The organism is Streptomyces sp. NPDC042371 (genome assembly GCF_056437465.1).
This window is the reverse complement of sequence record NZ_JBWKAP010000007.1, coordinates 107,497-126,797: the sequence shown is the minus strand read 5'-3', so window position 1 is coordinate 126,797 and position 19,301 is coordinate 107,497. Positions and strand designations below refer to the sequence as shown.

Here is a 19,301-nt window from a genome sequence, read left to right as displayed (position 1 = left end):
TCGCGCACGGGTATGTTGCCGATCGGAGAGGAGCCACATGGCCGAGCGGAGCAGTCGAACGGTGCGCGACCTGCGCGTGGGCAACCGCGCCTCGGTGTTGCAACGCTTGTATTTCGGCGGGCCGATGAGCCGTCAGGCGCTCGGTCCCGCGACCGGACTCAGTTCGGGCTCCGTGAGCAACGTCGTCGCCGAACTCACCGCCGACGGGCTCCTTGAGGAGGCCGGCAGCGTCGAGTCGGACGGCGGCCGCCCGCGCACCCTGCTGCGTGTCGCCCCGTCCAGCGGCCGCCTCATCGGCGTCGACGTGGGGGAGACGCGGGTCCGCGTGGAGGCCTTCGACCTGGCGCTGACGGAACTGGCCCGCACCGAACGCCCGTTGACGGCCACGGGGCACGACGTGGAGACGATCGTCCGTCACATCGCGGAAGGCGTGGCGGAGGTGGCGGCGGAGGCGGGCATCGAGCCCGGCGGATCCCTCATCGGGGTGGGCGTCGGCGTGCCCGGCATCGTCGACCGCGACGACACGGGCGCCACGGAAGGCACGGGCGGCACGGTGGTGCACGGCCAGACCATCGGCTGGGACGCCGTCCCGCTGGAACACATGCTGCGAGAGACGATCCAACTCCCCGCCGACACGGCCTACTTCGTCGACAACGGAGCCCGGGCCCTCGGCCAGGCCGAGATGTGGTTCGGCGGCGGCCGCGGCGCGCGCGACGCGGCGATCGTGCTGATCGGCTCCGGAGTGGGCGCGTGCGTCGTCACCGGCGGCGTCATCCACGGCGGGGCGCGCGGCGGGCCCGCCGAGTGGGGCCACCTGACGGTGAGCGTCCGCGGCCGCCGCTGCCGCTGCGGGGCGCGGGGCTGCCTGGAGGCGTACGCGGGGGCGGAGGCGCTCCTCGCGCGCTGGCAGGAGGCGGGCGGCGTGCTGCCGTCCGGCGCCGACGAGGAGACCGGCGTGAGCGCCCTGCTGGCGGCGGCGCACCCGGGGGACGGCGGCACGCCCGACCCCGTCGCCGTGACTGTCCTCGACGAGACCGCCGAGTACCTGGGCGCGGGCATCTCCGACCTCGTCAACCTCTTCGGCCCCGAACGCGTCCTCGTCGGCGGCTGGGCCGGGCTCCAGCTCGGCCCGCACCTGCTGCCCGCCGTCCGCCAGTACACCGAGGCGTACGCACTGCGCCACCCCGCCGCCCGCGCCACCGTCGACCTCGGCCAACTCGGCCCCGACGCGGTCACCGTGGGCGCGGCGACGCTGCCCCTGGCCGACTTCTTCGCCCGCGGCGGCCGACGCCGCACAGCCCCGTCACGGACCGAGTCGGCGGTGTCCGGGGTGCCGGACTGGCAGGTGGTGTTGGAGGGGCGGGGGGCACGGTGAGGTGACCACGCTCTCAGGTCCGGTTCTTCCCGCTCGTTGAAGCCAGGAGCCGCAGTGCCTCTTCGGAGCTGGAGCCTTCCTCGGCGGTGTAGACACTCAGCCGCTGGTCCGGGTCGGCGGGCAGGGTGAGGGACTCGTAGTTGAGGGTGAGCGGGCCGACGACCGGGTGGTGGAAGTGTTTGCTGCCGTGCGTGTGTCGATGCACGTTCTGGTCGGCCCACCAGGTACGGAAGTCCTCATCCGCGATCGAGAGTTCGCCGACGAGTTCGGCAAGCAGCGGATCGTGGGGATGGCGTCCGGCGTCGCGCCGGAGCGAGGCGACGATGTCCTGGGCGTGGGTGCCCCAATGGGTGTACAGCGACCGGGCGGTCCCGTCGCAGAACATGAACCGCACCAGGTTCCGCTCGCGGTGCGGCAGTGCGTCGAAGTCGGTGAGCAGCGCACGTGCCATCCGGTTGGACGCAAGTACGTCCAGTCGCCGCCCCAGCACGAGGGCGGGGGTGTGCTCCAGGATCCGGAGCAGGTCGCGCAGCCCGGGGCGGACCGGCTGCGGACGCGTCGCCGTGCGGCGGGGCCTGCCTGCGGAAGGCTTGGCGAGCTGGAACAGATGGGTGCGCTCGACGGGATCGAGGCGCAGTGCGCGGGAGATGGCGTCGAGGACGGTCTCGGAGACGTTGAGTCGGCGGCCGCGTTCCAGGCGTACGTAGTAGTCGACGCTCACACCCGCCAGTTGCGCGACCTCTTCGCGGCGCAGTCCCGGCACTCGCCGGGAGCCGCCGTCGTCGGACAAGCCCGCCTGGCGCGGGGTGATCCGTGCCCGCCGGGAGCGGAGGAACCCACCGAGAGCTGCGTTGCGGTCCATGCCGTTCACGATACGACCCAAGATCGCTCCGACGGCCCGCGAAGGGGGGACTGGCAGTCCCCCGGTCCGGCTGTCCCCGGGGCGAAGCGGACCCCCCTGAAGCCGGTCATCAGCCGATTCCGGTGCTGAAGTGGAACGCGTCGAGACCGGCCGGGGCCTCACCGCCCCGGTCGGCCTCTGTTCGCATCGTACGAAGGGAACTCCTGTGTCGGACACCAAGACATTCCTGATCACCGGCGTCAGCACCGGCCTTGGCCGCGCACTCGGACGCGCGGCGCTGGCCGCGGGCCACCGGGTGGTGGGCACGGTGCGCACGCCCGCCGACGCACGGGCCTTTGAAGCGCTCACCGGCGACGCGCACGCCCGCATCCTGGACGTGACCGACCACGACGCGGTGGACAGGGTCGCGGCGGAGACCGAGCGCGACCTGGGCCCGGTCGACGTCCTCGTCGCCAACGCCGGTTACGGCCACGACGGTCTCTTCGAGGAGTCGTCGATGGCCGACCTCCGCCGTCAGTTCGAGGTGAACGTCTACGGAACCGTGGCGGTGATCAAGGCCGTGCTGCCGCACATGCGGAAGCGCCGCCGCGGCCACATCATCGCCGTCACCTCGATGGGCGGGCTGATCACCATGCCGGGCCTCAGCTTCTACCACGGCAGCAAGTTCGCGGTGGAGGGCATCCTCGAAACGCTCGGCAAGGAGGTCGCCGATTTCGGCATCCACGTCACCGCCGTCGAACCGGGCAGTTTCCGCACCGACTGGTCCGGCCGCTCGATGATCCGCGCACCCCGTGCGATCGCCGACTACGACGAGCTGTTCGAGCCGCTGCGCGCCCGGCGCGTCAACGGCAGCGGGACCCAGCCGGGCGACCCGGACAAGGCCGCGGCCGCGGTGCTGCGCATCGTGGCGGCCGACCAGCCGCCGACGCGGCTGCTGCTGGGCAACGACGCGCTTCGGCTCGTCCGGGCCGGACGCGAGGTGTTCGAGCGCGACATGCTGGCATGGGCCGAGTTGTCGGCCTCCACCGACTTCGACGACGTCAGCCGGACCGGCTCGTAGGCGGCGGGCCCGACTCGATATCGGCGATCAGTTGATGGATGAGTGCGGCGCCAGGTAGTCCTGCCATGGAGGCCACGGCGCGGGCCGCGCCCGCACTGCTGCCGCTACCGACGCCATCGCCGAAGCTCGTGGAAGCTCCCGCTACACCGAGGGCGCCTGCCAGCGCCTTGTGCGCCCGGCGCCAGGCCCGGCTGCGGTGCCCCCGTAAGTGGTCGAGGAGCGCCTGCGCGTACTGGGTCATGGAACGCGTCCACAGGTCGTGCCGCGGCTGCGGCCCCGCCGAGGCACGGCGTACGCTGCGCCACGCGTCGGCGGGCCGCACCCTGGCCTGCGCCACGGCCAGCAGCGCCCAGCTGACGGCGGCGGGCGGACCGTGCTCGGCGTGCACGGGAATGGTGTCGGCGGCCTCCCGCAGATGGGCGATGGCCCGCTCGGTCCTGCCGTCCGCCAGGGCGAGCGCGCCCAGCACGTGCGAGACGCGCCCGACGGTGGCGTCGTCCCCGGCGAGCAGGGCCACGCACCAGGCCTGGCCGAGCAGTTCGGCGGCCTCCGGGGAGTCGGTGCACACGGCGAGCCAACCGGCCAGCCACAGCGCCTGCCCGCACACCCGCGTATCGGTCCGGGCGAGCGGCAGCAACCGGCCCAGCAGGGCGCGCCCCTCCTCGGCGTGGCCGCACACCGCCCACCAGAACCACAGGTCCACGGCGAGCGCGAGCGTCGCCGACGCCGGGTCGGCGCCGCTCGGCTCCCGGGCGAGGGCGGCGCGCAGGTCGGTCTCCTCGTCGCGGACGAGCGAGGCGGCACGTTCGTGCAGCCCCGTGCTCCACAGGTGGTGGGCTGTGGAGGCGACATGGCCGTACCAGTACAGATGGCGGCTGACCGCCGCGGCCGTCTCCCCGGCGGACTGCAGCCGCTCGGCCCCGAACCCGCGGACCGCGGCGGGCATCCGGTAGCGCGGGGCGAGCACGCCGCCCGGATCGCGGACCGGTTCCAGGACCGAGGCGAGCACCAGGCGGGCCAGCGAGGCAGGCACGTCCTGGGCGTCGAGTCCGCCGCCCGAGCACACATAGGCGGCCGCGTCCTCGTCGAAGCTCCCGGCGAACACGCTGAGCCGGGCCCATACGGTCCGCTCCGCCGAGTCGCACAGCGCGTACCCGGCGCCCACGGCGGCGCGCAGCGACCGGTGCCTGCGCAGCGGGGCGTCCGCCACCCCGAGCCAGCCCTGCGCGGGCTCCAGCATCCGGGCGAGCTGCGGCAGCGAGTACTGCACCGCCTGCGCCGCCGCCAGCTCGATGGCCAGCGGCATGCCTTCGAGCCGTCGGCAGATGTCGTCCGCGAGACGCAGCTCGTCCACGTGCTCGTCCACGTGCTCGCCTTGCGCGGGACCGGGGCGGCCGCGGGGCTGCCCCTCGTGGCCCGCACGGCTTCGGGCGGCCCGCATCCGCTCCAGGAAGAGCGTCGCCGCGGGCCCGGTGCCGAGCGGGGCGCCGTGGTCGGGGTCGGTGGCGGCATCGGAAGCACTGCTGTGCGCCGCGCCCCCCAGCGGCCCGAGCCGCAGCACCGCCTCCTCGCCGAGGCCCAGCGGATGGCGTCCCGCACTCAGGACCCGCACGTCCGGTGCCTCGTCGAGGAGCGCCCGTACGAGGCGCACGCACTCTCCTCGTACCGGATCGAAGTCGTCCAGGACCACCAGCATCCGCCGCGACCGCAGCCGCGCCACGAGCGCCGCGACCCCGACGGCCGCCTGGGCTCGCCCCGCCGGACTCATCGCCTCTTGAGAGTCTCCCGCTTCTTCCGTCTCGCCGTCCAACGCCTCCGCCACCGTCTGCGCCACCGAACGCCGTCGCGCGGGAACGCCGTCCCACCACCGCACCCGCACCACACCGTCCGGCATCGAGCTCCCCACCGCGGCGGCCGCGTGCTCGGCGAGCAGGCTCTTGCCGATCCCCGCACCGCCCACCACGGTGACGAGCCTGCCCTGGGCGAGCATCCTGCGGAGCGCCCCCAGCTCCTCGGACCTGCCAACCAGGCCTCCGGCGCTCCGGCCGAACCGCGCCGGTCGCCCGGTGCCCTCCCAGTGACCCCACACCCGCACGCCACACCACTCCCGCTCGCGTTGTTCACCACCGCGAGCCCGTTCGCCCGCCCCGTGCCACCGTCCACCGTCCCTGTGCAGAATCGTCACTGCACCGGATTCGGCTGATCGACTAACTCCCCTCCTGTATTCGGGGTAGTGAAGTACGGGACCGAATCATGCGGGACGGCGACTTGTCGCATTCCTGTTCGAGGGCGGTGAGGGCGTCAGTCAGGTGGATCAGGCCCCACTGCGTCCTGTCCGACGTGACCGACGCAGCCCCCACCCCGAGACCCATGCCGCCCGCAGGAACCCAGGACGCCGTGGGGAAGCCCGAGCGGCTGCCCGCGAAGGAGACCTGGCGCGCCCTGTACCGCCACTTCCGCCCGCACCGCGGCGCCGTCGCCCTGGGCGCCTTCCTGACGCTGATCGGCTCGGCGACCGGCCTCGCCCAGCCGCTGGCGGCCAAGTCGCTCGTGGACCGGCTCGGCGGCGACGACTCGATCGCCGGAATCCTGCTGCTCCTCACCGCGCTGGTGGTCATCGGCACCGCGATCGAGTCCGTCGGCGCGTACGTCCTGGAGTGCACCGCCGAGTCCGTGGTGCTCGCGGCCCGGCGCACCCTGATCGGGCGGCTGCTGCGGCTGCGCCTCGGAGAGGTGGAGCGGACCCAGCCGGGCGACCTGATGTCGCGCGTCACCTCGGACACGACGCTGCTGCGGGCCGTGACGACCCAGTCCGTCGTCTCCGCGGCCTCCGGAGGACTCACCTTCATCGCGACGATCGTGATGATGGGGCTGATGGACCCGGTGCTGCTCGGCGTCACGCTCGGTGTGATCGTGCTGATCGGCGGCGCGGTCTCCCTCGTCATGCCGAAGATCGCACGGGCGACGGAGCGCGCCCAGGAGGCGGTGGGCACGATCTCGACCGCGCTGGAGCGGGCGTTCGGCGCCTTCCGGACGCTGAAGGCCTCCGGTGCCGAGCAGCGCGAGTCGGCCGCGGTGGAGGCGGCCGCGCAGGAGGCGTGGCGGCACGGCGTGCGGTCGGCGAAGTGGCAGTCGGTGGCGTGGAGTTCGGTCGGACTCGCCGTGCAGGTGTCGTTCCTTGCGGTGCTCGGGATCGGGGGCGCGCGCGTCGCGTCGGGTGCGATCTCCGTCTCGACGCTGGTGGCGTTCCTGCTCTTCCTCTTCTATCTGATCGACCCGGTGTCGCGCCTGGTCGAGGCGGCGTCGCAGTACCAGGTGGGATCGGCGGCGATCGCCCGGATCGTGCAGGCGGAACGCCTGGAGACGGAACAGACGGAACAGACGGAGAAGCCCGCACCCACCGCCGACCGTCCCGCCTCGGTCGTCTTCGACGGCGTGACCTTCCGCTACCGCGACGACCTCCCGTACGTCCATCACGGCGTGAGCTTCGACGTGCCGGGCCCGGGCATGACGGCGTTCGTCGGTCCTTCGGGCGCGGGCAAGACCACCGTGTTCGGACTGATCGAGCGGTTCTACGAGGTGACGGGCGGCCGGGTCCTGGTCGACGGCAAGGACGTGCGGGAGTGGCCGCTGGCCGCACTGCGGGCCGCCATCGGGTACGTGGAGCAGGACGCCCCCGTCCTCGCGGGCACCCTGCGCGAGAACCTCCTCTTCGCGGCGCCGGACGCCACCGACTCCGAGGTCCAGGACGTTCTGGTGCGCGCCCGGCTCGACGCCGTGGTCGAGCGGCTGCCCGAGGGCCTGGACACGGTGGTCGGCCACCGGGGCTCCAAGCTGTCCGGCGGCGAGCGGCAGCGGGTGGCCATCGCCAGGGCGCTGCTCAGGAAGCCGCGTCTGCTGCTGCTCGACGAGGCGACCTCGCAGCTGGACGCGGTGAACGAACTGGCACTGCGGGACGTGGTGGCCGAGGTGTCCCGCGAGGTCACGGTCCTGGTCGTGGCGCACCGATTGTCGACGGTGACGCTCGCCGACCGGATCGTGGTGATGGACGCGGGGAAGGTACGCGCGGTGGGCACGCACGCCGAACTCGTGGCGGCGGACCCCCTGTACGGGGAACTGGCGGCGACACAGTTCCTGGCGACGTCGGCATGACCGAGCGACCGACGCCTTCCCGGCCGACGTCCCGGCGCCCCGCGCCCTCGTCCGTCTTCGCCAGCCCCTGGTTCGTGCCGAGCACGCTGCAGTCCGTGGTCTACGGTGACGCCATGACGCGTCCGAGCCTCCAGACGGTCCACGACCGCTACGCCGACCGAATCATCGACCAGACCGCCCAGTTGACCGCGACCATCGCCGGTGCGGACGCCACCGCGCCCGTGCCGGGCTGCCCCGGCTGGACCCTCGCCCACCTGCTGCGGCACGTGGGCGGCGCGCACCGCTGGGCCGAGACGGTCGTCCGGACCCGAGCCACCGGACCCGTCCCGGACGAACAGGTCAACCTCGTCACCCCCGAAGCGGACGACGACGTCCCCGCGCTGTCCGCCTGGCTCACGGAAGGCGCCGCCAAGTTCACGGACACGCTGCGGGAGGCGGGCCCCGAGGTGAAGGTGTGGACCGTTGCCCCGGGCGGCACCCCGCTCTTCTGGGCCCGCCGCATGACGTACGAGACGGTCGTCCACCGCTTCGACGCGACGGCCGCGGTCGACGGGACGTACACCCTCGACGCGGACGTCGCGCTCGACGGCCTCGACGAGTGGCTTGAGTTCAGCACCCTGCCCCAGGCCTACGAGTCGGAGGCCGAGCTGCACGCGCTCCTCGGCCCCGATCGCACGCTCCACTTCCACGCGACGGATGCCCCGGACGGCACGGGGGAGTGGCTCATCGACCTCACCGGGACCCCGATCACCTGGTCGCACGGCCACAAGAAGGCGACCACTGCCGTACGGGGCCCGCTCACCGACCTCCTGCTCCTCCTCTACCTGCGCCGCTCCCCGACCCCCGCCGACGGCATCGAAGTCCTCGGCGACGAGGCCCTGTTCGCCGACTGGGTGAAGGGCGCGGGGCACTGGCTGCGCAGGTGACGCGGGGGCGGGGCCGCGCGGCGTGCCGTGGCGTCGGGGCGGTCGGCATCAGTCGACCGTCAGGACCACCTTGCCCCGGCCGTGCCGCGTGGCCACGAGGCGGTGTGCGGCGGCCGCCCGCGCCAGCGGGAACGTCGCGCGCAGGTGCACGTTCACCGCGCCCTTCTCGTACAGCGCGGTGAGTTCGGCCAGCCGTGCCGCGGACCGTGTGCCGCCCCAGTCGGGCAGCCCGAGGCGTGCCGCCTCCTCCGTGGCGACCATCGTGATCACCCGGTCGCGGTCCTTGGCCACGGCCACGGCGGCCCGCAGCCCCTCCGGTCCCGCCGCGTCGAGCGCCGCGTCCACGCCGTCCGGCGCGACGGCGCGGATCCGGTCGACGAGTCCCTCGCCGTACGTCACGGGGACCGCACCGAGTGCCCGCAGGTGGTCGTGGTTGGCCTCGCTTGCCGTGCCGATGACGGTCGTGGCACCCCAGGCCCGCGCCAACTGCACGGCGAACGTGCCGAGCGCACCGGCCGCCGCGCCGATCAGGACGGTGTCCCCGGAGCGCACGCGCAGGTGGGAGAGGGCCAGGTGGGCGCCCTGGCCGTTGCCGGAGAAGCCGCCCGCGACTGTCCACGGCATGGCGGCCGGTTTGTGGACCAGTTGTTCGGCGGGTACGGCCGCGTACTGGGCGTATCCGCCGAGCAGGGAGTATCCGAGCACCTCGTCGCCCGGCACGAAGTCGCCGACGCCCTCGCCGATCAGGTCCACGACGCCCGCGAACTCGTTGCCGGGGACGACCGGGAACCCCGGCTCGGCGCCCGGCGGCACCCAGCCCTCCCGCACCCCCAGGTCGAACGGCTGGACCCCGGCGGCCCTCACTCGGACCCGCACCTCACCGGGACCCGGCTCCGGAGCATCGAGCTCCGTCGGCCGCAGGACCTCCGGCGGCCCGTAGGCGGTCAGTGCGGCGGCGGTCATCTTCATGCCAACTCCCTGGTCGACGTGGCTGGGTGGTGATGCGGTCAGGCGGCGTAGGGGCGGACGGTCTTGCCGTCGCGCAGGGTGCGGCCCCACCACGTGAGCTGGTCGAGCATCGTCTTGGCCGCGGTCTCCGGGCCGGTCGGATCGGTCGGCTCACCGGACTCGTCGAAGCAGCTCCACACGCCGTGGAAGCTCACGGTGTCGCGGACGGTCACCGCGTGCAGCTCCGCGAAGACCTGCCGCAGGTGCTCGACGGCGCGCAGGCCGCCCGAGAGGCCCCCGTAACTGACGAAGCCCACTGGCTTGGCACGCCATTCCTCGTAGTGCCAGTCGATGGCGGTCTTCAGCGACGCGGGGAAGCTGTGGTTGTACTCGGGCGTGATGACGACGAACGCGTCGGCCGCGGCCAATCGCGCGCCGACCTCGGCGACCTCCGGGCCCGGCCGTTTGGACAGCTCGTCCGGCAGGCGCGCCTCGGCCAGGTCGATCACGTCGACGTCCAGGTCGTGGCGCTGCGCGGTCTGCCCGGTGAACCAGTCGGCGATGGTGGGCGCGAAGCGGCCCTCCCGGGTGCTCGCGATGATGACAGCCACCTTCAAGAGCCCCGGCCCCCCGACCGGCTCGTCCTTGTGGGTCCGTCGGACGGTCTGCTGGGTGTCGTTCATGTCTGCCTCCCCGGCTCGGTGCTCGCTCTTGACACCGACGAAGTTACGAAGGCGCACCCCGGCCCCGCATCTGTCGCACGACCGGGATCGGTACCAGCTCCAGGACTAGGCCGACCGGCGGAGCACCCGGTGCCCCGGGCGTAGGCGATCGGCCCTGATCACGGCGCGAGCGCCCGGGTCCGTGTACTGCGGGGCGCGTCCGGGCAGGTAGCACCGGGACGGCCACGGCGGGGCAGGTCGTGGCGCGGGACGGCAGGAGGAGTCGGCGATCATGGCACAACGCACGGACAGGGAGTGGGAGTTCACCGACGACAGGGATCATCTGGTGAGGGCCGCGCGCCGCCCGTCCCGGCTGGTCGCCTACGTGCCGACGGGTGCGGCGCTGCACGATCACGGCATACGGCCCGCCGGTGTCTTCGGCTCCGCGCACGACGACCCGGCCCTGCCCGACCCGGCCAAGACGGGCAGCCTCCCCCTCGCGGACCTCCCTTACTTCGGCGCGGGCCCCGAGCTGGACCTCGAAGCCCTCCTCGCCGCCGGGCCCGACCTCGTCGTGGCGCTCACCTACGGCGGCGGGCAGGTCTACGGCATCGACCCGGAGGCCGCCAAGCACCTGGAGGAGCAGGTCCCGCTCGTCGTCCTCGACGTCGGCGGCGGCCGCAGCCTCACCGGGATCAGGGAACGCCTCACCGCCCTGGCGCGCAGCCTGGGAGCCGCCCCGGACGCCGATGCGGCCACCGAACTCGCCGCTGCCGAGCGCCGGTTGACCGCATCGGCCACAGGTCCCGCACGTTCACGCGTGCTCGCTCTCTCCCCGGCGGGCCCCGACTCCGTCCATCTGGCGAGGCCCTACGCCTGGCCCGACCTCGCCGCGCTCGCCGGGTTCGGCGTCGGCCTGGTGGACCCCGCGCCGGGGCAGGGCGCCAACTGGTCGACGACGACCTGGGCCGAGGCGGCCGCGCTGGAGCCCGACCTCGTCCTCACCGACGTACGAGGCAACGCGTCGCCCCTGGGAGACGCCCTGGGCCGACCTGTCCCCACGCTCTCCTGGAACCCCGAACTGCCGCCCAGCGCAAGGGAACACGCCCGCTTCCACACCGCCGTCGCGGAAGCGCTGGAGGCCGTGCGCCCCTGACGACGGCGAGCCGTCGCGCCCCGCACCAGATACTCGTACGCCTCCCCCCGCTCGCCGCCCATGCAGCAGGGGCCGATCCGCCGTCCGCGTACCGTTGATCCATGACACGACTGCTGCACATCACCGAGCGAGCCCTGTGGGACGCCGCAAGGGAAGCCGGGGCGTATGAGATGTCGACCCGCGGCAAGACGCTGAGCGAAGTGGGCTTCATCCACTGCTCGCTGCCCGAGCAGCTGTCAGGCGTGGCCGAGCTCCTCTACGGGGGCTACGAAGGCCCCGACGACCTGGTGGTCCTCGCCATCGACAGCGAGCGTCTCACCGCGCCGGTGCGCTTCGAGGCTCCGCGGCCCGGTGGCGTGGAGTTCCCGCACATCTACGGGCCGTTGCCCGTGGACGCGGTGGTCGAGGTGTCCGTCTGGGACCTGGCATGACGGCTCGGTCGGTGGTCGAGGGCCCGCCCGGAGAGATCATTCTGATGGCGGACCCACGGGTCGCCGCCGTCCCCGTGCGCGAGTGCGGGGAGCGCCTCGTCGACGTACGGACGGCACGGGGCGGGGAGTACGGCACGGGCCTGCTGGTCGACGCGCGGCAGCAGGCGGGGCCCGGCGCCGCGTTCGCGCTGCTGCGCGAGGGTGTCCTGCGGCGCCTGCTGCACGCCGATGAACTGCTCCCGGAGGGGCTGCGGCTGCTGTTCGTCGAGGGCTACCGGCCGCCGTCACTGCAGCGCCACTACTTCGAGGAGTACGCGGACCAGCTGCGCGGCCTCCACCCGCACCGGCCCGCCGCCGAGATCCACGCGGCGGCCAGCCGCTACGTCTCGCCGCCCGACATCGCCCCGCACAGCGCGGGCGCGGCCGTCGACCTGACACTCGCCGACGCCGAAGGACGCGAGCTCGACCTGGGCACCCGGATGAACGCCGACCCGGAGGAGAGCGCGGGCGCCTGCTACACCGAAGCGGCGAACATCGGCGCCGAGGCGCGCGCCCACCGCACGATCCTCGGTGCCGCACTGACGGGTGCGGGCCTGGTCAACTACCCCACGGAGTGGTGGCATTGGTCGTACGGCGACCGCTACTGGGCGCTGACCTCCGGTGCCACGTCCGCGCTGTACGGTCCGCACGAGGCGGACTCTGAAGACGTGTATTCCGAGGCCGGGGGCAGGTCCGAGAGGTAGCGGTGCAGATGGGCCGCGCCCTCCAGCATGGCCCGTGCCCGCTGGTCCAGCGCGGCCTCCCGATGGGCAAGGGCCGTGCGGAGCGCGCCGACGCTCCCGCTGCGGCGCAGGTCGTCCAGGACCGGGCGGATCTGCGGCAGGAGATAGTGGCTCTGCCGCAGCATGTGGACGATGCGCGCGTCGCGTACGTCGGCGGGCAGGTAGGAGCGGTAGCGCGTGGCAGGGTCGCGGGACGGGGCCAGGAGCCCGGCGGCCTCCCAGACCCGCAGGGCCGAGGCGCGCACGCCCAGATGGGCCGCCACCTCTCCCACGCGCAGCCGTGAGCGCGGCAGGGCGGGAGCGGTCGGCCCGTCCTCCGCCACGGCCTCCAAAGCCTCACCCGTCGTCCGCAGGGAGCTCCGCTGCTCGTGCAGCAGGGCATGCCCGGCGTCGATGAGCGCGAGCGCCCGCGGCACCTCGCCCGCGTGGACCGCCCGCATCACCGCCCGGGCCGCGCCCGAACCGTGGCCGCGGACCAGGGCCCGGTAGGCGAGCAGGGCCTGCCGGTGGTGTGCGTCGAACCTGCGGTACCCGGCGGGGGAGCGCGGGGCGGGCGGCAGGATGCCCGCGTCGGCGTAGTTGCGGATCTGCTGCGGGGAGACACCGGCCGCACGCGCCAGGTCGACCGGGCGCAGTCCGCCCTCCTCGGGGTCCCGACGGCTCATGGGCGACCTTTCCGGCGGTGTTCTCCCGACCCCTGACCCCAGGGAGCACGGGGGCGACGGAGATCTGGGAGTTGTTGATCCACATCCCCTCGAACCCTATAAGCTCCCTCGTTGCGCGCCGTGTTGACGAGGTCCGAACGGTCACCGGTGGCGCGATGCCGCCATGAGCGGCCTTCTGTTCGTGGTTGTCTCCCGTTCGATCGCGTTGGTTTGAGGATGCAGATGGAACTTGCCACTCCACCACCGGCGGCGGCCCAGGAGTCCGGGGTCTGGCGCGCCTGGTGGCTGTTCCCGTCCGGCTTGGGCGCAAGCACGCTGGCCGCCGCGGTGACCGGCCCCGACGAGGCCCGAATACCCCTGGTACTCGCGGGACTTGGCGTCACCGCGGCCGCGGCCTGCTGTGTACGGCTCCTGCTGCGCGCGAGAGACGAGTTGCGCCGCACCACCGAGCAGGTCCAGGTGGACCAGCTCAGCCACTCACGCCAGTGGCAGCACCACGTGGCCTCCCTGGAGCACCAGTACGCGACCGACCGCGCCGCCCTGGAGGCCCGCCTGATCGACGAGGCCAAGGCCTCGGCGTGGCGCGTCGACCGCCAGCACGAACTGCTCGTCCGCCTGGGTGACGACTTCCTCCCCAAGGCGCTGAAGGGACTGCGCTCCGGCGAGGCCATCGACGACGTGCTTCAGCAGTTGTCGCAGGAGACGGATGTGTCTCCCGAGTTCCGGCTCGAACTGCGCAAGGTCCTGCGGTCGGGCCTCATCGCCGTCGAGGAGGAGTGCAACCGCAGCACCTCCGCCGAGCAGGCCGTCATCAGCATCGGCAGCCGACTGCACGTCCTCACCGGCAAGATCCGCGGCCGCCTCCACGAGATGCAGGGCGAGCACGGCCGCTCGCCCGCCGTCGCCCGGGGACTGATGGAGCTCGACCAGGCGATCGGCCCCGCCGACTGCCTGGCCGCCAGCATCGGCGTCCTCGGTGGGACCGACCGGCCCGGCAGACAGTGGCAGGAGCCGCAGCGCCTCCTCGGCGTAGTCCGCGGCGGCATCGGCCGCATCAAGGACTTCGACCGCGTGCAGGTCCGCCAGCTGCCCGAACTCGGCGTCGACGGCGGCCTGGTGGACCACCTCACGCTGATCTTCGCCCACCTCCTGGACAACGCGGCCCGCTACTCGCCGCCCACCGAGCCCGTGATCGTGTCGGGCAAGGAGGTGCCGAACGGCGTGGGCATCGAGATCCAGGACGCGGGCAAGGGCCTGAGCGACGAGCAGAAGAAGCAGGCGATCGAGTCCCTCGAAGGCGTCGGCGAGGGCCCCGGCCTCGGCGGCCTCGCGGAGAACGCGCACCTGGGTCTGCGCGTCGTGGGCACCCTCGGCCGGAAGTACGGCATCCGGGTCACCTTCGCGGATTCGCCCTGGCTCGGCACGTCCGTCGTCGTGGTCGTCCCGCACAAGTACTTCAGCAGGCTCCCGGCAGGCGTGGAACCCGCGCAGCCCCCGGCCCCGGCCGCCCACGCCAGGACGCAGACGGCGCCGCCACCGCCTGCGACTCCCGATGCCACGACTGCCGCCTCCGCCCCTGCGCCGACCGCAGCCGAGCCCGAGGCGGAGACCACGGCGGGCGGCCTGCCGAAGCGCCGCCGGAGCGGCAGACCGCGCGCCGACGCGTACGAAGCGGCCGGTAAGGCGGCACCCGCGGCAGCCCCGGCTCCGTCCGTCGTGCCGCCGGACGCGTCCTTCACCGGCCTGGCCGCCTTCGCCACCGCCGGACGAGAGACCGAAGAGCCCCGCACCGAAGAGGGCGACCAGCGATGACACAGCACGAGACCGATATGAGCTGGGCGCTCCGGGGCCTGACCGAGTCCATCCCGGAGATCCGCTTCGCGCTGGTGGCCTCCAGCGACGGCAAGGCCATCACGTCGTTCGGGGCCGAGGACCCCGACGACGTGGACCGGTTCGCCGCCGTCGTCGCGGGACTGCAGGCGCTCGCCCAGCCCGTCGCCGCACAGTTCCCCAAGTACAGGGTCAGTTGCGGCTCGCAGCGGACCGGGCCGGGCGGCCGCGGGGCTCGACGTGGCCACTCTCGTCGTCAGCGGTGCCGTCCGCACGGCGCCCGGCGAGGGCCCGCAGCACGAGCACGAGGAGATCGTGCGCCGGTGCCGCGATCCGCTGTCCGTCGCCGAGCTCTGCGCCCATCTCGGACTGCCGTTCCACATCCTCGCGGTGCTGGTGACCGACCTGCTGGACGCGGGCCGGGTGGAGACCCGCGACCCCATCCCGGCTGCTTCCCCGTCCGGCCACGGGCCGGACGTCGCGCTCCTGGAGGAGGTTGGCACCCCGGGACAGGAACGGTTCGGGTTCCTGTGGAACGGACTGTTCAAGGGGGGCCCTCGGCGCGGTCGTCCTTGTCGACACGCGCCGACTGGCCTCCAGCTTCCGGGCCATCGAGGAGATGGAGCGGCAGGACGTCCCCTTCGTCATCGCCCTGATCCACCACCTCAAGGAACGTGCGGCCGTTCCGCAGACCCGCTGAACAGTCAGTGGTGGCGCAGCGCGTCGATCAGCTGGGACTTGTTCATCGTGGAGCGGCCGTCGATGCCGACCTTCTTGGCCTCGCGGTACAGATCCTCCTTGGAGCGGTCCTCATACGTCCCTGCCTTGCCGCCCTTGCGGCCGGTGGCTGTGCGGGAGCCACCGGAGTCATTGGCGATGCGCGCCGCCTTCTCCTTGCTCGCGCCTTCGCGGCGCAGCGCCTGGTAGGTCTTTTCGTCCTTGATCTGCGCCCTGGGCACAGCGATCACCCGATTCCGGTCGGAGGTGTACTCGACCCTCCATGGGTACCCCGGGGTCTGGAGTCATGCCATTCGGACACGTTCCCCAGCCGCCTCAGCCCTCCTCGGAACGGCGCGCCCTCAGCGTCCGTACCTTGTGGCGGTTGCCGCAGTGCTCCATCGAGCACCAGCGACGGCGGCCGGGGCGCGAGGTGTCGACGTAGATCAGGGCGCAGTCCTCTGCCGAGCACGTGCGGATGCGGTGCGCGAACGGTCCGGTCAGCAGTTCCACGGCGTCGCGCGCCACGGTGGCGAGCAGCCGGGTGCCGTCCGCGGTCCCCGCCCAGGCGCGCTCGCCGCCCGGTCCGACGGCGGGGACCAGCGGAGCGTGGGCGGCCGCTGCGTTGACGGTGTCGATGTCGGCCGGGTCGGCGGGCTCGTCGTGCGCCCGCGCGGTCGTCACGCGGAACAGCGCGTCGCGCAGCCGCCGAGCGTCCGCCACCTCGGCGTCGGACACCTCCAGGACCGGGGTCGGCGTCAGCCGTGACCGCTCGGCCCAGGCGGTCAGGTCGCCGGGCGCGTGCAGCACCTCGTACCGCCGGAACTCGCCGGGGCCACCGGTGGGGAGCAGCTCCAGGCAGAGCGCGCCGGGGTCGAAGCGGAAGGCGGACCCGCTGTAGGAGCGCAGCACGATGCCGGAGGTCCCGGAGGGCAGGGATGGCTGGGACTGTTCCATGTAACCAATATAAGGAGTTACGAGGTGTGCGTGCGGGGGCGCCCTAGACTCTCGGCATGGTCGACACCCTGCTGACGCAGCTCAGCTCCGGAAAGTACCTGCTGGTCAGCAGCTATAGAAAAGACGGCACCCTGGTGCCGACCCCCGTATGGGTCGTCGAGGACGACGGCGCCCTCGGCATCTGGACGCCCGGCGAATCGTGGAAGGTGAAGCGGATCCGCAGGCGTGCGGACGTCATGGTCGGTCCGTGCGACCGCCGCGGCAAGCCGACCGGCGAGCAGGTGCCCGCCACCGCCGAGGTCTGCTCGCCCGAAGTCACCGCCCGCTACCGCACCCTGATCCTGCACAAGTACGGGGTGCTCGGCTTCCTCACGCTGTTCGGCAGCAGGCTCCGCCGTGGCCTCAAGGGCACGGTCGGGGTCCGCATCACGCTCACGCCCTGACGGCGGGCGCCGACTCGGCGCGGAAGGCGACGACCATGTCGCGGGCGTGCCGCAGCCCCATGCGGTCGAAGTCCTCCTCCAGCACGGCCAGTTCGGCGAGCGTCGCCTCCCGGGCGCGCCCGAGCCGCGCCCGGCACTTGGCCAGGCCGAGCCGGGAGAGCGCGGTGCCGCGCGGCTCGCGCATCGCGGTGAACTCGTCGAGGGCGATCGCGTACGTCTCCCGCGCCGCCGCGTAACGCCCGGCGCGGTACAGGACGTTGCCGCGCATCTTGTGGTTGTAGGCCAGCGCACTCGCCAGGTCCATGGCCCGGCACACGTCCTCGGCCTCGGAGAGCAGGCCGAGGGCCCGGTCCGGATCGCCCCGCAGGGACACCACGTCCGCCACGCCCCGCAGCGACCAGGCGCGGCCCCGCGCGTCGTCCGCCTCGGTGGCGATCCCGACCGACTCCTCGAACAGCTCCAGGGCCTTGGCGTGATCGCCGCGGTTGCGGTGCATCTGCGCTATCCCGGTCATCGCCCACACCATGTGCCGGGCCTCGCCGCGCGCCCGCCCCTGCTCCAGCAGCTCCTCGTGGAGCGCGGCGACGGCCGCGTAGTCCCCCTGGATGCGCCCGGTCTCGGCGAGGCCCGCGAGCGCGTACCCGTGCGCGAGGTGGTCACCGCTGCCCGCGGCCAGCTCCACGGAGTGGGCGAGCAGCCGCCGGGCGAGCGGCAGCGACCCGCACTGCCGCGCGAGGGTGCCGCCGCTCCACAGCGCCCAGGCCATGGCCCCCTCGTCCCGCGCGACGCGGGCGCTGCGGTAGCTCTGCCGCCAGGCGGCGCCCGCGTCGTCGACCCGGCCGAGCCGCCTGCTCGCCTCCGCGAGCGCCAGCGCGGCCCGCGCCCGCTCTCCCGGGCCGTCCGCCCGGGAGAGCGCCCGTCCTGCCGACGCGCGCACATCCTCGTACGAGGAGTTCACGCTCAGCTCCGAGCCCAGCTCACCCTGGTACTCCGGGGCGAATGCCTTGACGTACATGGATCCGAGGCCTCTCGATCGGTCGGCAAACTGACGTGATCAAGAAGCTACGAGCCGGGCCCCGGTCGGCGAATCCCTCCCGGTACTGGTCATTGCGTACGACTCGAGTGCTACGACAGGGGGTCGTGATCAGCCTCGGGACGTACGGTCGCCGTCTGGAGCGCAGTGATGCACGCGCCGATGGCCTGCTGGAGGTCTTCGAGGCGCTTCACCATGTCGTCCTCGTAGATGTCGTCGATGTCGTCGACGTCGTCGAACGTCAGCTCCTCGAAGACCTTCGTGGCCTTCTGCAGGCTGCTGTAGAACTTCGCGCGCCGCTCCTGCACCCGCAGCTCGGGGTCGCTCTGGACGGTCTGCGCCACCAGGTCGCGCACGGTGTCGTACGCCTCCCGCGCCCACTCGCCCGACTCCTCGCCGTCGTCCAGCTCGTCGATCAGGGACAGATGGCGCTCGGCCTCCTCGCGCAGCTCGGCGGACGCGTCGATCATCTGCCCCGCGGGCGTCTTGACCTGGCCCTTCTCCACGATCTGGCGGACGTACTCGACGCGGTCGCCCGCCTTGGCCTCGGCCGCCACGGCCTTCTTGAGGTCGTCGGTGCGGACGATGTCGCGGACCAGTTCGGTGCGCAGCGCCGGGTCCTCGTCCAGGCGGTCCATCAGGGCCTTGCGTGCCGCCTCCGCGGTGCCGGGGTCGGCCAGGATCGCGGCGCGCAGCGCGGTGGGGTTCTCCGCGACCTCCAGGGCCTTGGTGGGGCGGATGCCCTCGGCCTCGGCCGCCTCGGAGATCGCCTCGCCACGCTGGCTGAGGGCGCTGGAGCGGGCGGAGTAGTACGACAACCAGATGTCGGCGTCCGGGAGTTCGACGTCCATGCCGGGGGAGAGCGCCTCGAAGTGGGGCACCATCCCGTCGTCGGCGGCCTTGTCCCAGGCCTTGTAGTAGCGCATGACGCGGTCGGCCGAGCAGCCGGCCAGCTCCGCGAACTCCTTGGCGGAGATCTTCGGCGTCTCACCGGCGCTCTGCCCGCCGGGCCGCACGCTGCGGGCCACCTTGAGGCCGAAGGCCCAGCCGCCGGTGCGCGCGTAGGCCCCGAAGTCGCGGGCGTCCTCGGCCACCAGCGCGGCCGCGTCGGCGGTCGGGGCGGCCGCGGCCGCGGGGGACGTGTCCTCGTGAGAAGTACCCTCGGGGGAGGCGGTCTCCTGGGACGCGGCGTCTTCCTGGGGCGGGACGATGGCTACGGTCACAGATGTGCTCCTGGGTGTCACAGGCATAAGAACGTTGACGCGATACTTTATCGCTCCTATTGAGATGTTTTGCGCGCGA

Annotated in this window: 18 protein-coding genes and 3 pseudogenes; 12 read left to right on the top strand and 9 right to left on the bottom strand. The window is 73.0% G+C overall.

Annotated features, from left to right (window positions below):
• The first annotated feature begins 37 nt into the window (after window positions 1-37).
• Window positions 38-1,375: an ROK family protein gene (locus AC068B_RS22220; protein WP_478673403.1), complete on the top strand. Its 1,338-nt coding sequence runs from the start codon at window positions 38-40 to the stop codon at window positions 1,373-1,375.
• A gap of 13 nt (window positions 1,376-1,388) precedes the next feature.
• On the opposite strand, the gene AC068B_RS22215 is transcribed toward AC068B_RS22220, so the two are convergent.
• Window positions 1,389-2,237, bottom strand: a complete 849-nt coding sequence (locus AC068B_RS22215; protein WP_478673402.1) for a helix-turn-helix transcriptional regulator — start codon at window positions 2,235-2,237, stop codon at window positions 1,389-1,391.
• Window positions 2,238-2,442: 205 nt separating this feature from the next.
• Here AC068B_RS22215 and AC068B_RS22210 point away from each other — a divergent pair, with 205 nt between their 5' ends.
• Complete coding sequence (locus AC068B_RS22210; protein ID WP_478673401.1) at window positions 2,443-3,297, top strand: oxidoreductase; 855 nt, start codon at window positions 2,443-2,445, stop codon at window positions 3,295-3,297.
• Here AC068B_RS22210 and AC068B_RS22205 read toward each other — a convergent pair.
• On the bottom strand, window positions 3,278-5,392 hold the full coding sequence (locus AC068B_RS22205; RefSeq protein ID WP_478673400.1) for an ATP-binding protein: 2,115 nt from the start codon (window positions 5,390-5,392) through the stop codon (window positions 3,278-3,280). The genes AC068B_RS22210 and AC068B_RS22205 overlap by 20 nt on opposite strands.
• A gap of 275 nt (window positions 5,393-5,667) precedes the next feature.
• Here AC068B_RS22205 and AC068B_RS22200 point away from each other — a divergent pair, with 275 nt between their 5' ends.
• Window positions 5,668-7,449, top strand: coding sequence for an ABC transporter ATP-binding protein (locus tag AC068B_RS22200; protein WP_478673399.1), 1,782 nt, complete (start codon window positions 5,668-5,670; stop codon window positions 7,447-7,449).
• On the top strand, window positions 7,446-8,375 hold the full coding sequence (locus AC068B_RS22195) for a maleylpyruvate isomerase family mycothiol-dependent enzyme (RefSeq protein WP_478673398.1): 930 nt from the start codon (window positions 7,446-7,448) through the stop codon (window positions 8,373-8,375). Before AC068B_RS22200 ends, AC068B_RS22195 begins: the two co-directional genes overlap by 4 nt.
• 48 nt (window positions 8,376-8,423) lie before the next feature.
• Here AC068B_RS22195 and AC068B_RS22190 read toward each other — a convergent pair whose 3' ends face one another.
• Window positions 8,424-9,344, bottom strand: a complete 921-nt coding sequence (locus AC068B_RS22190) for an NADP-dependent oxidoreductase (RefSeq protein WP_478673397.1) — start codon at window positions 9,342-9,344, stop codon at window positions 8,424-8,426.
• A 38-nt stretch (window positions 9,345-9,382) separates the two neighbouring features.
• A complete protein-coding gene (locus AC068B_RS22185; protein WP_478673396.1) occupies window positions 9,383-10,006 on the bottom strand; it encodes an NADPH-dependent FMN reductase in 624 nt (207 codons plus the stop codon).
• 271 nt (window positions 10,007-10,277) lie between these two features.
• Here AC068B_RS22185 and AC068B_RS22180 point away from each other — a divergent pair, with 271 nt between their 5' ends.
• The 3 genes from AC068B_RS22180 to AC068B_RS22170 all read left to right on the top strand — a co-directional run bounded on the left by AC068B_RS22180 (window position 10,278) and on the right by AC068B_RS22170 (window position 12,315).
• Window positions 10,278-11,141: a substrate-binding domain-containing protein gene (locus AC068B_RS22180; RefSeq protein WP_478673395.1), complete on the top strand. Its 864-nt coding sequence runs from the start codon at window positions 10,278-10,280 to the stop codon at window positions 11,139-11,141.
• Window positions 11,142-11,242: 101 nt separating this feature from the next.
• Complete coding sequence (locus tag AC068B_RS22175; RefSeq protein WP_478673394.1) at window positions 11,243-11,572, top strand: DUF952 domain-containing protein; 330 nt, start codon at window positions 11,243-11,245, stop codon at window positions 11,570-11,572.
• Entirely contained in the window at window positions 11,569-12,315 is a 747-nt protein-coding gene (locus tag AC068B_RS22170; protein WP_478673393.1) for a M15 family metallopeptidase, read from the top strand. The genes AC068B_RS22175 and AC068B_RS22170 overlap by 4 nt, the downstream gene beginning before the upstream one ends.
• On the opposite strand, the gene AC068B_RS22165 is transcribed toward AC068B_RS22170, so the two are convergent.
• Window positions 12,213-13,019, bottom strand: a complete 807-nt coding sequence (locus tag AC068B_RS22165; RefSeq protein WP_478673392.1) for a MerR family DNA-binding transcriptional regulator — start codon at window positions 13,017-13,019, stop codon at window positions 12,213-12,215. The genes AC068B_RS22170 and AC068B_RS22165 overlap by 103 nt on opposite strands.
• A gap of 222 nt (window positions 13,020-13,241) precedes the next feature.
• On the opposite strand from AC068B_RS22165, the gene AC068B_RS22160 reads away from it, so the two are divergent.
• The 4 genes and pseudogenes from AC068B_RS22160 to AC068B_RS22145 form a co-directional block, all read left to right on the top strand.
• Window positions 13,242-14,831, top strand: coding sequence for an ATP-binding protein (locus tag AC068B_RS22160; protein ID WP_478673391.1), 1,590 nt, complete (start codon window positions 13,242-13,244; stop codon window positions 14,829-14,831).
• A pseudogene (locus AC068B_RS22155) lies at window positions 14,828-15,057 on the top strand (roadblock/LC7 domain-containing protein); the annotation flags it as partial. The gene AC068B_RS22160 and the pseudogene AC068B_RS22155, both read left to right, overlap by 4 nt.
• 32 nt (window positions 15,058-15,089) lie before the next feature.
• Window positions 15,090-15,287, top strand: a pseudogene (locus AC068B_RS22150) (DUF742 domain-containing protein); the annotation flags it as partial.
• Window positions 15,288-15,347: 60 nt separating this feature from the next.
• Window positions 15,348-15,504, top strand: a pseudogene (locus AC068B_RS22145) (ATP/GTP-binding protein); the annotation flags it as partial.
• Between the two features lie 49 nt (window positions 15,505-15,553).
• Here AC068B_RS22145 and AC068B_RS22140 read toward each other — a convergent pair.
• Both AC068B_RS22140 and AC068B_RS22135 read right to left on the bottom strand, forming a co-directional pair.
• Complete coding sequence (locus AC068B_RS22140; RefSeq protein ID WP_478673390.1) at window positions 15,554-15,808, bottom strand: DUF7218 family protein; 255 nt, start codon at window positions 15,806-15,808, stop codon at window positions 15,554-15,556.
• A 94-nt stretch (window positions 15,809-15,902) separates the two neighbouring features.
• The gene (locus tag AC068B_RS22135) at window positions 15,903-16,523 is read right to left on the bottom strand and encodes a CGNR zinc finger domain-containing protein (RefSeq protein ID WP_478673389.1); all 621 of its coding nucleotides are present in this window, start codon (window positions 16,521-16,523) and stop codon (window positions 15,903-15,905) included.
• A 56-nt stretch (window positions 16,524-16,579) separates the two neighbouring features.
• Here AC068B_RS22135 and AC068B_RS22130 point away from each other — a divergent pair, with 56 nt between their 5' ends.
• Window positions 16,580-16,966, top strand: a complete 387-nt coding sequence (locus tag AC068B_RS22130) for a PPOX class F420-dependent oxidoreductase (RefSeq protein ID WP_478673388.1) — start codon at window positions 16,580-16,582, stop codon at window positions 16,964-16,966.
• Here AC068B_RS22130 and AC068B_RS22125 read toward each other — a convergent pair.
• Window positions 16,956-17,981, bottom strand: a complete 1,026-nt coding sequence (locus tag AC068B_RS22125; RefSeq protein ID WP_478673387.1) for a tetratricopeptide repeat protein — start codon at window positions 17,979-17,981, stop codon at window positions 16,956-16,958. The two genes, AC068B_RS22130 and AC068B_RS22125, sit on opposite strands and share 11 nt — an antisense overlap.
• Before the next feature lie 110 nt (window positions 17,982-18,091).
• Window positions 18,092-19,222, bottom strand: a complete 1,131-nt coding sequence (locus AC068B_RS22120; protein ID WP_478673386.1) for a hypothetical protein — start codon at window positions 19,220-19,222, stop codon at window positions 18,092-18,094.
• Between the last annotated feature and the right edge of the window lie 79 nt (window positions 19,223-19,301).

Bases quoted from the DNA above. Each gene is read 5' to 3' on its own strand.
- AC068B_RS22220 (WP_478673403.1), top strand. From the start codon at position 38: ATGGCCGAGCGGAGCAGTCGAACGGTGCGCGACCTGCGCGTGGGCAAC.
- AC068B_RS22215 (WP_478673402.1), bottom strand. From the start codon at position 2,237: ATGGACCGCAACGCAGCTCTCGGTGGGTTCCTCCGCTCCCGGCGGGCA.
- AC068B_RS22200 (WP_478673399.1), top strand. From the start codon at position 5,668: ATGCCGCCCGCAGGAACCCAGGACGCCGTGGGGAAGCCCGAGCGGCTG.
- AC068B_RS22195 (WP_478673398.1), top strand. From the start codon at position 7,446: ATGACCGAGCGACCGACGCCTTCCCGGCCGACGTCCCGGCGCCCCGCG.
- AC068B_RS22190 (WP_478673397.1), bottom strand. From the start codon at position 9,344: ATGAAGATGACCGCCGCCGCACTGACCGCCTACGGGCCGCCGGAGGTC.
- AC068B_RS22185 (WP_478673396.1), bottom strand. From the start codon at position 10,006: ATGAACGACACCCAGCAGACCGTCCGACGGACCCACAAGGACGAGCCG.
- AC068B_RS22180 (WP_478673395.1), top strand. From the start codon at position 10,278: ATGGCACAACGCACGGACAGGGAGTGGGAGTTCACCGACGACAGGGAT.
- AC068B_RS22175 (WP_478673394.1), top strand. From the start codon at position 11,243: ATGACACGACTGCTGCACATCACCGAGCGAGCCCTGTGGGACGCCGCA.
- AC068B_RS22170 (WP_478673393.1), top strand. From the start codon at position 11,569: ATGACGGCTCGGTCGGTGGTCGAGGGCCCGCCCGGAGAGATCATTCTG.
- AC068B_RS22165 (WP_478673392.1), bottom strand. From the start codon at position 13,019: ATGAGCCGTCGGGACCCCGAGGAGGGCGGACTGCGCCCGGTCGACCTG.
- AC068B_RS22160 (WP_478673391.1), top strand. From the start codon at position 13,242: ATGGAACTTGCCACTCCACCACCGGCGGCGGCCCAGGAGTCCGGGGTC.
- AC068B_RS22135 (WP_478673389.1), bottom strand. From the start codon at position 16,523: ATGGAACAGTCCCAGCCATCCCTGCCCTCCGGGACCTCCGGCATCGTG.
- AC068B_RS22130 (WP_478673388.1), top strand. From the start codon at position 16,580: ATGGTCGACACCCTGCTGACGCAGCTCAGCTCCGGAAAGTACCTGCTG.
- AC068B_RS22125 (WP_478673387.1), bottom strand. From the start codon at position 17,981: ATGTACGTCAAGGCATTCGCCCCGGAGTACCAGGGTGAGCTGGGCTCG.